The organism is Halorussus sp. MSC15.2 (assembly GCF_010747475.1).
GTDB lineage: Archaea > Halobacteriota > Halobacteria > Halobacteriales > Haladaptataceae > Halorussus.
Window position 1 is genome coordinate 16,161 of the sequence record NZ_VSLZ01000005.1, and the last position, 12,232, is coordinate 28,392.

Below are 12,232 nucleotides of genomic sequence, written 5' to 3' on the forward strand. Positions count from 1 at the left end.
GCAACTCGGAGGTGACTACCTCGACACCGCCGACGCTTCACGACCCCGTCTCGATGGGTCCGCCGACCGTCTCCCACTCGGTCAAACTCCCCTCGTAGAACCCCACGTCATCGTAGCCCAGCGACGAGAGGACGACGTAGGTGTGGCTGATTCGCCGGGCGGTGTTGCAGTAGAGGACCACCCGCTTGTCCGGCGTGATGCCGTGGGCGGCCAGAATCTCCGCCAGTTCGTCACGGGGTTTCAGCCCACGGGTCTCGTCGTCTACGAGTTCCTTCCAGTCGAGGTTGACCGCGCCGGGGACGTGGCCCTCCTCGTACTCCCAGTCGTCGCGGGTGTCCACGATAACGCTGTCCGGGTCCTCGATGGCCGCCTCGACGTCCTCGTGGTCCACGAGCGGCGAGTCGGTCGGGTCCCGAACCTCGTAGTCGGCGGGTTCGACCGCGGGTGGTTCGCTGCTCGTCTCGTACTCGCGCATCCACGAACTGAAGTCGCCGTCGAGCAGTCGGAGGTCGGTGTGTCCGTACAGTTCCGCGGTCACGAGGAACCGCGCGGCGAACACGCCGTGGGTGTCGTCGTAGGCGACGATGGTATCGTCGGCGGTGATGCCTGCCGCGCCCAGCAGGTCAGCCCACGCGTCCGCGCCGGGCAACATCCCCTCGCTCTCGTCGGTGTCGCTCCGGAACTCGTCGAAGGGGATGCTGACCGCGCCGGGGACGTGGCCGATGCCGTCGTACTCCCACCCGTCGCGCACGTCCACCACCGTCACGTCGTCGAGGTGGTCCGCGAGCCACTCGGCGCTCACTACGACGTTCTCGTTCATGCCCGGGACGTAGACGTGCGGGGAGTAAATGCGCCCGGGTTCGGTCGTCTCTCGCCCGAACTCACAGGTACCGGAAGGAATTGCGGGTTCCGGACGCGGCGGTTCGGAGCGTTCGCGCCCGGGACTGTATCAGTTCGGGGATACTTCTCGGACAGGAGAGACAACCGGCAACAGTTTCCGGTAGGGCCGACAGAAGGCGTTACCTACCGTTAGTAAAGAGGATATAACGTGAGGGCGTCTACGTCTAGACGTAATGAGCGACACCGAGTACGCAAACGACGTTCTCGTCTCCGCCGACTGGGTGGAGAATCACCTCGACGAGTTCCAGAGCGACGACCCCGAGTACCGACTCGTGGAAGTCGACGTAGACACCGAAGCCTACGACGAGGACCACGCACCGGGCGCTATCGGCTTCAACTGGGAGACCCAACTGCAGGACCAGACCCAGCGCGACATCCTCGAGAAGGGCGACTTCGAGGACCTGCTCGGGAGCCACGGCATCACCGAGGACTCGACGGTCGTCCTCTACGGCGATAACTCGAACTGGTTCGCGGCCTACGCCTACTGGCAGTTCAAGTACTACGGCCACGACGACGTGCGCCTCCTCGACGGCGGCCGCGAGTACTGGCTCGACAACGACTACCCGACCACCGACGAGGTGCCGGAGTTCTCCGAACAGAGCTACGACGCCGGTGGCCCCCGCGAGTCCATCCGCGCGTACCGCGACGACGTCGAGAAGGCCATCGACCGCGGCGTCCCGCTCGTGGACGTCCGGTCGCCCGAGGAGTACAGCGGCGAGGTCCTCGCCCCGCCGGGACTCCAAGAGACCGCCCAGCGCGGCGGCCACATCCCCGGCGCGAAGAACATCTCGTGGGCCGCGGTCACCAACGAGGACGGCACGTTCAAGACCCGCGACGAACTCGCGGACCTCTACAGCGAGGAGGGCATCGACGGCGAGGGCACCACCGTCGCCTACTGCCGCATCGGCGAGCGCTCCTCGGTCGCGTGGTTCGCGCTCCACGAACTGCTCGGCTACGACGACACCGTCAACTACGACGGGTCGTGGACCGAGTGGGGGAACCTCGTGGACGCCCCCATCGAGACCGGTAGCGGAGAATAAGGTCGGGTTTCGGGACAAAAGACGTGCCGCTGGCGGTTCATCTGCTCCGACCGCTCAATACCAAATGGATTTCTTTAGACGCACCGGAGATTCGACAGTACTGTAGTCGCCTTTTCGTCGGTTCCGGACCGTTCCTGTTCGTGAACCTCGGCGAAAATTGACCCGCTAATAACCTGCGTATAAATACATATAAACAAGGACTGGGAATCGACACGATACGATGCGAAGAACGGTATTAGCAGTCTGTTTGTTCGGCATACTCGTTCTCTCAGGATGTGCGGGTTCGCTGAGCGGAACCACCGATTCGAGAACGTCAGTCCCGCTCGAGAAGGTGAGTTTCCCGGAAGGGACGAACGAATCCGGAATCGAAAATCGGCAGACAGTCGTCAACAATCACGACGACTTTCTCGCCGACAAGAACTACGAAGCGACGTTCGAGATTCGAAGGGACCGAGGCGGAAACACTACCGTCATTCGTTCGGTCACGGAGAGCAATCTCGATACGAGACGGCTCAGAGTTCGGATGGAACGAGGAGACGGGACCGCGCCCGCCCTCTTCGTCAACGAAACGACCGTGTTTCGGAAACAGGACATGAGCGGGACGTCCCCGTTGTACATCGTCAAACCTCGGAAGGAGGCCGGTTTCGACGACGCGAGCCACCGAGAGTGGCACCGGAAAAACACGTGGGCCAACGACACCGTTTCCATCTTGCCGACTTCCGCGACAGAACTCCTTCGGACGGTGAACTACACGGAAGCAGAAGCCTACCGCCGGGACGGCCGAACGTTCATCGAGTACCGATTCCACCAAGAGAACTACACGTGGTTCCCGGTAGACGCGACAAACTTCACCAGTACGGCGGTAATCGACGAGCGAGGTCTCATTCATCGAATCACCCACCGATACACCCTGTCGAAGGGGAACGAGACGGTGAGCGTTCGCCGACAGTATCGGGTCGAAGTAGGTGGCAACGTGACGGTGGAACAGCCGGACTGGCTCGGGGAAGCGTACGAACAGTCGAAGGGCAGGTCGTAGCGTCGGCGTCCGCAAGTCCCGAGTCGCAGACAGGGAGCGCGCCGGAGGCGAGACCGAGCGAACGCTCTCGACGGGTCACACCGTCGAACTTCCCCTGAAAGTCGAGTTCGCGACGGCGGGTGGCCTGTTTCCGGCCTCGGCCCGGCGACTCTCGGCGCGGCGTTTCTACTCCCGCACGTGTTCGGGCCAAGGACGAAGGAATTTACGCGACATCTGCCAGATGGGCGACACGCCCGGCTTCTACCATTCCCTTCCATCGTCCGCGGAGCAGGACGTACTCCTCGACCGCTCCGACGTTTCGCCGCAGACGCTACTTACAAGCGACTGGTGTCCGTAGACCCGGACATGAACGCCGACGAGTTCCTCGACACCGTTCGTGACGAGAACGAGACTGCGCTCTCGCGGCTCGGGTCCTCGAAGTCGCTCTACGCCGAGACCGAGGGCGAGATGGAACCGGAGACCGTGTTCCGCGCCGCCGCGGAGGCCGAGTACGCCGCCAGCGAGACGTTCCAGCAGTGGGCCGACGACGAGGAGAGCGACCAGCGAGTTCGCGACGCCTTCGAGGAGTTCGCCGAGCAAGAGCGCGACCACTACGAGCAGGTCGTGGCGAAACTCGACGAGGACCACGAACCGAGCGAGGTGCCCGCGATTCACGAGTACCTCCGCGGCGTCGAGGGCGACCCCGGCCGCGTCGGTGGGTTCTTGGGGCGGACGCTCGCCAGCGAGAAGTCCAAAGAGCAGATGGTCGGGTTCTTCGTCGGGCAGGCCGACCCCCAGACCGCCCAACTGTTCCGCGATTTGGGCGACGACTTAGACGGGCAACTGGAGCACGGAAGGGAGCTTCTGGAGTCGGTCTGCGAGAGCGACGAGGACCGTGACGCCGCGCTAGAGGCCGCCAACGGCGCGATTCAGGTCGCCTACGAGGAGTACACCGAGACGTTGGAAGGGATGGGCGTGAATCCGAAACCGGTCTGTTGACGCACTCCTATCGGTCAGCGTCCGATTTACTCTAGCAATACTTTGACATTTTCCCGTTCGGCGCCCGATTTACTAGAGAAACGTGCCGGAATACGAGACTTAATCAGGATACCCGCGTCTCGGTCGTAACGTGACAGGTTCAGACTGGGAGCTATACACCCAAGAGAACGTCTTGGTCGCGAAGTTTCCCGAAGGGATGCCAGCGGACGAGGAGGAGTTCGCAAAGGTCAACGAACGCTTCGAAGAACTTGCCGCGAGAGACGGCGTGACGTCGCACATCTCGTTCGTCCAGATGGACGACGCGTTACACGAGGGCGTGTACGAGAAGGCGGCCGAGGCCGCACGCGTCGGCAAAACCTACGGTATCACGAAGTGGGCGATGGTCTCGGAGGGCATCAAGAAGATGGCCATCGCGAGTTCCATCAAGGAGATAGATGGGGTCGAGACGACGACGACGTCGAGTTTCGACGACGCGATGGAGTGGGCGCGGGAGTGACGGCGGTCTCTCGGTAACCCTGCGTGAACGGTCCTCTCGCAGGACGTCACCCCCCGAAGTTGCGACGAGAGGGTAAAGTAGCTTCAATCCCTACCTCGCGTTACAATGAGCGACGCCGACTCCGGGCCGCTTTCGCCGGACAGACCCGAGGCCGAGAGCGACTTCCGGGTCGATGCCCCCTTCGACCCCGCGGGCGACCAACCCGACGCCATCGAGCAGTTGGCCGAGGGGTTCCAATCGGGCATGGACAAGCAGACGCTGCTGGGGGTGACGGGGTCCGGGAAGACCAACACCGTTTCGTGGGTGGTCGAGGAGATTCAGAAGCCCACGCTGGTCATCGCACACAACAAGACGCTGGCGGCGCAGTTGTACGAGGAGTTCCGCAACCTCTTCCCGGACAACGCCGTCGAGTACTTCGTCTCCTACTACGACTACTACCAACCGGAGGCCTACGTCGAGCAGACCGACAAGTACATCGAGAAAGACGCCTCCATCAACGAGGAAATCGACCGCCTCAGACACTCCGCGACCCGGTCGCTGCTGACCCGCGACGACGTCATCGTGGTGGCCTCCGTCTCGGCCATCTACGGGCTGGGCGACCCGCGCAACTACGAGGAGATGAGCCTCCGCCTCGAAGTGGGCGACGAAATCGGCCGCGACGAACTCCTCGCGCGACTCGTGGACCTGAACTACGAGCGCAACGACGTGGACTTCACGCAGGGCACCTTCCGGGTTCGGGGCGACACCATCGAAATCTTCCCGATGTACGGCCGGTACGCCGTGCGCGTGGAGTTGTGGGGCGACGAGATAGACCGCATGATGAAAGTGGACCCCCTCGAAGGGGAGGTCCAATCGCAGGAGTCGGCGGTCCTCGTCCACCCCGGTGAGCACTACTCGATTCCGGAGCAGACGATGGCCGACGCCATCGCCGAAATCGAGTCGGACCTCGACGACCGCATCCGGTACTTCGAGCGGAACAACGACCTCGTCGCGGCCCAGCGCATCGAGGAGCGCACGACCTTCGACTTGGAGATGATGAAGGAGGCCGGCTACTGCTCGGGCATCGAGAACTACTCGGTCTACCTCTCGGACCGCGAACCCGGAGACGCGCCGTTCACCCTGCTCGACTACTTCCCCGACGACTTCCTCACGGTCATCGACGAGTCCCACCAGACCGTGCCCCAGATAAAGGGCCAGTTCGCGGGCGACAAGTCGCGCAAGGACAGCCTCGTGGAGAACGGCTTCCGCCTGCCGACCGCCTACGACAACCGGCCGCTCACGTTCGAGGAGTTCGAGAAGAAGACCGACAAGACCCTCTACGTCTCGGCGACCCCCGCCGACTACGAGCGCGAGCAGAGCGACCAGATAGTCGAGCAAATCGTTCGGCCCACGCACCTCGTGGACCCGAAGGTGGAGGTGTCGGACGCCGAGGGCCAGATAGACGACCTGATGGACCGCATCGAACACCGGACCGCGAACGACGAGCGCGTCCTCGTGACGACCCTGACCAAGCGCATGGCCGAGGACCTGACGGAGTATCTGGAGGAGGCGGGCGTGGCGGTCGAGTACATGCACGACGAGACCGACACGCTCGAACGCCACGAACTCGTCCGGGGCCTCCGACTCGGCGAGTTCGACGTGTTGGTCGGCATCAACCTCCTGCGCGAGGGCCTCGACATCCCCGAGGTCAGCCTCGTGGCCATCCTCGACGCCGACCAGCAGGGGTTCCTGCGCTCGGAGACCTCGCTCGTCCAGACGATGGGTCGGGCCGCCCGGAACGTCAACGGCGAGGTGGTCCTCTACGCCGACGAGGTCACGGACGCGATGGAGGCCGCCATCGGCGAGACCCAGCGCCGCCGCCGCATCCAGCAGGAGTACAACGAGGAACACGGCTTCGAGGCGACGACCATCGAGAAGGAGGTCTCGGACGCCAACCTGCCGGGAAGCAAGACCGACACCTCCGGCGTCACCGACGGCGAACCCGAGACCGACGACGAGGCCGAGCGCAAAATCGAGCAACTGGAGGAGCGCATGGAGGAAGCCGCGAACAATCTGGAGTTCGAGTTGGCGGCGGACATCCGCGACCGCATCCGGGAACTCCGCGAGGAGTTCGAGGTAGACGTGGACGTGGAGGGCGACGGGGTACCGGAACCGACCGACGGGTTCTGAGAGTTTTCCCGGCTAACGTCGGTCAGACTGGTTTTGGAGTTGTCGAAGAGAGGCAGCCCGGTCGCCCGACACGAACTCACTCCGTCTCGGATTCGGGCGCGTTGGTCAGTTTCTCGCCCGCGTCGTCCGCGTCCGCGCCGTCCAGGTCCATCTCGCCGTCCCCGTCCGCATCATCGAACTCCGCCAGCATCTCGTCCATGTCGTCCAGTCCGAGCAGTTCCGCCGTCTCGGCGTCGAAGTCGAGGCTCTCCAGCGATTCGCCGTCGCCGACGGGACTTACGTCGCTCCCGGTCAGGTGCTTGCCGTACCGACCCACGAGCGATGTGAGTTCCTGCGGCAGGACGAAACTCGTCGAGTCGCCCTGTCCGATGGCGTCCAGCGTCTCCATCCCCTTGTCGATGACCGCGCGCTCGCCCATCGACTCGGCGGACTTCGCGCGGAGCACGGTCGAAATCGAGTCGCCCTGCGCCTCCAGAATCTGGCTCTGCTTCTCGCCCTGCGCGCGGATGACGTTCGACGCTCTCTCGCCTTGGGCCTTCTCGACCGCGCTCCGGCGCTCGCCCTGCGCTTCGAGAATCATCGCCCGGCGGCGGCGCTCGGCCGCAGTCTGTTGCTCCATCGCGCTCACGACGGTCGGCGTGGGCATCACCGACTGCACCTCCACCGCCTCGACACGGACGCCCCAGTCGTCGGTCGGCCGGTCGAGTTGGTCGTGGATGCGGGAGTTTATCTCCTTCTGCTCTCGCAACGTGTCGTCGAGTTCCATGTCGCCGACCACCGCACGGAGCGTGGTCTGGGCGAGGTCCGAGACCGCCTTCTCGTAGTTATCGACCTCCAGATACGCCTTCTCGGCGTCCATCACGCGGATGTAGATGACCGCGTCGGCGGTCACGGGCGAGTTGTCCTCCGTGATGGCCTCCTGCTGGGGCACGTCGAGCGTCTGGGTCCGCATGTCGAAGGTGTGGGTCTCGCTGACGAGCGGCGGAATCACGTTCAGACCGGGACCCAACAGTCCCCGGTACTCGCCGAACACCGTCAGCGCGCGCTTCTCGTAGGGACCGACGATTTCGACAGCGCTGGCGAGGACCGCGAGGACGAGTCCCAGCGCGAGGAGTCCCAGTACGGTCACGAGATTCAGGGACGGGAGGAGGAAGAGGACCGCGAGGACCGCGAGGACGCCCGCCAGCGCGCGAGAGAGGTTCGCGCCCGCGGTGAGTCGCCCCAGTTCGTAGAAGGGATTCATGTTTCTCAGTCGATGCTATAGGGGCTTAACGTTTGACGTTTATGTTGCTCGCCGGACAATGGGACGTATGGCGAACACGCGCGTCGCTGTCGCGAAGGGGTTCTCGGTCGCGGTGGTGGTCCTGCTCGCGGTCATCGGAGCGTACGTCCTCCTCGCGCTCGGCGGCTTCTCGGACTCGGGACTGCTGGTCTACCTGCTGACGCTCTCGTTCGCGCTCACCGGCACCCGGGGCGTCTGGACCGGCCGGTACAAGGTCGCGGCCGTCGGCGCCGTCGGGATGGCGGTCGCGGCGGCACTGCAGGCCGCGTTTCTGGTCGGTCTGGCGGCGATGCTGGTGGTGGCGGTGGTGCTGGGGTACTCCGGACGGGCGCGGGAGCATCTCGACTCGGAGTAGTCCGGGAGCGACCTACAACTGCGTCTCGATGGTCTCGGCGGTCTTCTCGCCGACGCCCTCCACTTCCCGCAACTCCGCGGCCGACGCGGCCCGAATCCCCTCGACGCTCCCGAACCGCCGGAGGAGTTTCCGGCGGGTCTCCGGGCCGATGCCCGGCACGTTGTCGAGTTCGGTCGAGACGTCGTCGCGCAGGGTCTGGTGGTACTGGACCGCGAACCGGTGGGCCTCGTCGCGGACGCGCTGGAGGACGTGGAGGTGGTCGGCGTCGCTCGGCCAGTCGAAGGTGCCGTCCGGCGTAATCACGACCTCCTCGTCCTTGGCGAGCGCGATTGCGGGCACGTCCCAACCGGCCTCGGCCAGCGCCTCTCTAGCCGCGGCGAGTTGCCCCTCGCCGCCGTCGATGAGCAGGAGGTCGGGGTCCGGTCTATCGTCGCGGCCCTCGACCGCGCGAGTGGCCCGCCAGCGCACGAGGTCGTACATGTTGGCGTAGTCGTCGTTCTCGTCGGTGAGTTTCTTCCGGCGGTAGCCCGACTTGTCGGCCGACCCGTCCTCGAACACCACGTCGCTCCCGACCGCGTGCTTGCCCTGCGCGTGACTCACGTCGAAGCCCTCGATGCGTCGCGGAACCCGGTCGAGGTCGAGAGCGTCGCGGAGCGCCGCGAGGGCGTCGGGTTCGCTCGCGCCGCGTCGAGCGTTCTTCAGCGCGAGGTCCACCAGCGTCGCCTCTCGACCGGCACCGGGGACGCGGGCCGCGACGCCCTCGCGTTCGAGCCAGTCGAGGACGTCCGCGTCGTCCGGTCGGTCGGAGAACAGGAGCGCGTCGGGCAACTCGCGCTCGGTGTAGTACTGGGTCACGAACGCCGAGAGGACCGCGCCCGGCCGGGTGTCGGCGTCGGGCGCGTCGGTCTCCGCGTCGCCCTCGGGGACCGTCACGGCGTGGCGCTCGCGGGCGACGAGTTGGCCCGACTCGCTGTGGAGGCGCGCCACGGTCGCGGTGTCGCCCTCCAGCGCGACGCCCAGCACGTCCACGGTGCGCTCGTCGCTCTCGCTGGCGACCACTTGGCCCGCGCCGCCGTGGAACCCCTCGACGGCCTCCAGTTTGTCCCGGAGGTTGGCCGCGCGCTCGAACTCCTGATTCGCGGCGGCCTCCTCCATCTCCCTGCGGAGCGGGTCGGCGAGGACGCCGGTCTCGCCCTCGAAGAACCGGACGACCGACTCCACGTCGGCGACGTAGGAGTCCCGGTCGATTTCGGCGGTACAGGGACCCGTACAGAGACCGATGTCGTAGTCGAGACAGGGTCGGTCGCGGTTGGCGAACTTGTGGTCCGAACACCCCCGGACGCCGTAGGTCTCCCGGAGCGCCTTCACGACCGTCTCGACCCGCGTCTTCTGGGTGAACGGACCGAAGACTCGCGGACCCGCGGCGTCCGGACCGCGGACGCCGCCCCCGTCGCTCCGGGCGCGGGCCTCCGGGTCGGGGTCGCGGGTTATCTCGATGCGGGGGAACTCGTGGTCGGTGAGTTGGACCAGCGGGTAGGACTTGTCGTCCTTCAGTCGGACGTTGTACTTCGGCTGGAACCGCTTGATGAGGTTGGCCTCCAGCAGGAGCGCCTGCGTCTCGGTGTCGGTGACCGAGTAGTCGATGCTGTCTGCGCGCTGGACCATCCGGCGGATTCGCTCGCCCCGCGGGTCGGCGTACGACCGAACCCGGTCGCGGAGGTCCACGGCCTTGCCGACGTAGACCACCGTCTCACCGTCCTCGAACTGGTAGACCCCCGGTTCGCGTGGCAACTCCGCCGCGCGCTCGCGGACCGCGTCCCCGTCCATCGAGCGCGGCTAGTCGCTACGTGGCTTTGAACCTGTTCCTACCGCCGCCCGAAGCCGTCGGGCGACGTCCTCGGCGTCGTCGTCGCGGACCGGCACTCGCATCGGGTCGTCGCCGGCGCGTTCGATGACGAGTTCGCGCTCGCGGGAACTGAGGTAGAGCGCGACGAGCGCGAGGGCCGCGAGGACGAGTAACGCGCCGCCGACGAGCAGGCCGGTCGTGAGGGTGCCGAGCGCCTTCGGGAGAAGAGAGACGAGTTCCGTGACGCCGGTCTCCGGCGTGTTTTCGGGCGGGTTCGCGGCTCCGAGTTGGTCGAGGATACCGCTTGTCTTCAGGAGGAAGCCGCCGCCGAACAGGACCGCACCGTAGACGCCGGTCCGGACGCCCCACTCGACGTAGGAGTCCTGTCCGGTGGTCTCGACGTTCGCGTCGAGGACGTTGGGCCGGTCGGCGTGGTCGAACCGCCGCCCGTCGCCGTCGGGGGTGAACACGAGGACCCGGTGGGTCGTGACCGCGACGCGTGCGCCTTCGACGGTGAACTCGTCTTCGACCTCCTCCCCTTGGAACAGCATCTCGGAGAGGCGGTCGTCCGTCGCCTCGGACAGCGGAGACTGACTCATCTTCATTACGTCGCCGAGAGAGAACTACGACGGTCGTGGCCGATACTTCGTACTCCGTGTCCCCAGCGTTCCTGCCACCCGTAGTCCATCATTCACAGACTAATACGCCGCTTTCCGTCTTAACACTACTGGCACGTCAGGAGCAAAAAGTAGAGACTGGTCGGGGCGTGAACCCGGTGGATTCAACTCGCTCGCCGAGAAGGTGTGGACATGGACGACGAGCGACTCTGGCTCGTAGAGCGCACGTACACCGACAAAGGACTCGTCTCGCTGGTGTACGCCACGACCGACGGCGAATACAGCGTGCAGCGCCAGCGCTCGATGAACATGCTCCGGCAAGGGGCGGGCGTGACCGCCGCCACCGACGCCGACCCCGAGAGCCTGAACCCCGTCGAGGACGACGAGACTCGCGACCGATACGCCGACGAAGCGACCCGGATGGCCGAGAAGCACGACCCCGACGAGACGGTGTGAGAACCGACGCTCCGAACGACTGCAAAGAAAGAGACTGCGGCAGGGAATCGGTCAGTACGACCGACTATCGACTTCGTTTCCGTTCTCGTCGTAGAGGTGCGCGGTGTCGCCGTAGTCGTTCCAGATTTCGTGACCGAACGCGGCGTAGAGGTCGTCGGCGTCGTCGGAACCGCTTCCGGAATGGACCCAGACGGACGCGCCGGACGCGAGGGTGAAACCGCTCGGGAACGTGTAGCTGTTCCCGGCCTCGTCCACGAGAGTGTAGCCCGAGAGGTCGAGTTCGCCGCTTCCGGTGTTCTTGATTTGGACGCGCTCGTCGTTCGTGCTGCTGGCCTCGGCGTAGACCCACTCGATGGAGGCCGTTCCGCTGTCGCTACCACCGTCACCGCCGTCACCGCCGTCGTCGACGGTCCGACAGTGCCAGAGGCCGCGGAGGTTGGCCTGCGACTCGTTCTCGGCGCTGTAGAACGACTCGCTCTGGCTGAACGTACTGTCGTAGACGCGGGCGTGGCCCTTCTCCACGAGACCGAGGTTGAAGTTCTGGCCGTCCACGTAGACGTACGCGAGCAGGCGACCGTAGTCGCCGCGTCGGTCGGACTGACTGTCGAACTTCAGCGTGACCGTCCGTCCGACCAGCGTGTTCTTGGTGTACTTACTCGCGTTCTCGCCCGCACTGCGGAGACAGTCCTTACCCGCCTGCGTGTTCGGGACGCCCTCGAACTCGCCGGGCGTGTTCTCGACGTTTACTTCCGGGGTATCCACGCCGAGGAGTCTGACCGTCTCGGTGGTGCCGTTCTCGTAGCGGACGTCCACCGTGTCGCCGTCCGCTACGCCGGTGACGGTCACGGTCACTGAGCCACTGATACTACTCGTCGTCGCGTCTTCGGTCGTCGAAACGACCGCCGCACCCGCGGGAAACGCCATGCTCCCGACGAGCGCGACGACCAACATCGCCGTAAGGAATCGTTTTCGTGCCACGTCCTCCAGATTAGACTATTAATTGAAAGTCTTTTCTAATAAATTTAGTTCCCTTACGTTCGAGTATAGTTCGCAAACC

Annotated in this window: 12 protein-coding genes; 7 read left to right on the plus strand and 5 right to left on the minus strand. The window is 65.1% G+C overall.

Translation table 11 applies throughout. From position 1 onward, the window contains the following. Positions 1 to 37: 37 nt before the first annotated feature. Positions 38 to 820 carry a sulfurtransferase gene (locus tag FXF75_RS16930; RefSeq protein ID WP_163523034.1) on the minus strand — a complete coding sequence of 261 codons (783 nt, stop codon included), beginning with the start codon at positions 818 to 820 and terminating at the stop codon, positions 38 to 40. A 253-nt stretch (positions 821 to 1,073) separates the two neighbouring features. On the opposite strand from FXF75_RS16930, the gene FXF75_RS16935 reads away from it, so the two are divergent. The 5 genes from FXF75_RS16935 (at position 1,074) to uvrB (ending at position 6,619) form a co-directional block, all read left to right on the plus strand. Beyond that, on the plus strand, positions 1,074 to 1,940 hold the full coding sequence (locus tag FXF75_RS16935; protein ID WP_163523035.1) for a sulfurtransferase: 867 nt from the start codon (positions 1,074 to 1,076) through the stop codon (positions 1,938 to 1,940). 523 nt (positions 1,941 to 2,463) lie between these two features. After that, positions 2,464 to 2,976 (plus strand): hypothetical protein, encoded by a 513-nt coding sequence (locus tag FXF75_RS16940; protein ID WP_163523036.1) that lies wholly within the window; start codon positions 2,464 to 2,466, stop codon positions 2,974 to 2,976. Between the two features lie 345 nt (positions 2,977 to 3,321). After that, positions 3,322 to 3,954: a rubrerythrin family protein gene (locus FXF75_RS16945; RefSeq protein WP_163523252.1), complete on the plus strand. Its 633-nt coding sequence runs from the start codon at positions 3,322 to 3,324 to the stop codon at positions 3,952 to 3,954. Positions 3,955 to 4,084: 130 nt separating this feature from the next. Beyond that, positions 4,085 to 4,450: a hypothetical protein gene (locus FXF75_RS16950; RefSeq protein WP_163523037.1), complete on the plus strand. Its 366-nt coding sequence runs from the start codon at positions 4,085 to 4,087 to the stop codon at positions 4,448 to 4,450. A 105-nt stretch (positions 4,451 to 4,555) separates the two neighbouring features. Further along, entirely contained in the window at positions 4,556 to 6,619 is a 2,064-nt protein-coding gene (gene uvrB / locus FXF75_RS16955) for an excinuclease ABC subunit UvrB (protein WP_163523038.1), read from the plus strand. Between the two features lie 76 nt (positions 6,620 to 6,695). On the opposite strand, the gene FXF75_RS16960 is transcribed toward uvrB, so the two are convergent. After that, the gene (locus FXF75_RS16960; protein ID WP_163523039.1) at positions 6,696 to 7,862 is read right to left on the minus strand and encodes an SPFH domain-containing protein; all 1,167 of its coding nucleotides are present in this window, start codon (positions 7,860 to 7,862) and stop codon (positions 6,696 to 6,698) included. Positions 7,863 to 7,929: 67 nt separating this feature from the next. Between FXF75_RS16960 and FXF75_RS16965 the strand changes: the two genes are divergently transcribed. After that, positions 7,930 to 8,256, plus strand: coding sequence for a hypothetical protein (locus FXF75_RS16965; RefSeq protein ID WP_163523040.1), 327 nt, complete (start codon positions 7,930 to 7,932; stop codon positions 8,254 to 8,256). A gap of 12 nt (positions 8,257 to 8,268) precedes the next feature. Here the strand turns inward: FXF75_RS16965 and FXF75_RS16970 are convergent, their stop codons facing one another. Together FXF75_RS16970 and FXF75_RS16975 are read right to left on the minus strand one after the other, a co-directional pair. Further along, positions 8,269 to 10,083, minus strand: a complete 1,815-nt coding sequence (locus FXF75_RS16970; RefSeq protein ID WP_163523041.1) for an excinuclease ABC subunit C — start codon at positions 10,081 to 10,083, stop codon at positions 8,269 to 8,271. A 9-nt stretch (positions 10,084 to 10,092) separates the two neighbouring features. Next, complete coding sequence (locus FXF75_RS16975; RefSeq protein ID WP_163523042.1) at positions 10,093 to 10,701, minus strand: hypothetical protein; 609 nt, start codon at positions 10,699 to 10,701, stop codon at positions 10,093 to 10,095. A gap of 210 nt (positions 10,702 to 10,911) precedes the next feature. On the opposite strand from FXF75_RS16975, the gene FXF75_RS16980 reads away from it, so the two are divergent. After that, positions 10,912 to 11,175, plus strand: coding sequence for a hypothetical protein (locus FXF75_RS16980; RefSeq protein ID WP_163523043.1), 264 nt, complete (start codon positions 10,912 to 10,914; stop codon positions 11,173 to 11,175). Positions 11,176 to 11,226: 51 nt separating this feature from the next. Here the strand turns inward: FXF75_RS16980 and FXF75_RS16985 are convergent, their stop codons facing one another. Continuing rightward, positions 11,227 to 12,153 (minus strand): lamin tail domain-containing protein, encoded by a 927-nt coding sequence (locus FXF75_RS16985; RefSeq protein WP_309221854.1) that lies wholly within the window; start codon positions 12,151 to 12,153, stop codon positions 11,227 to 11,229. Positions 12,154 to 12,232: the final 79 nt, after the last annotated feature.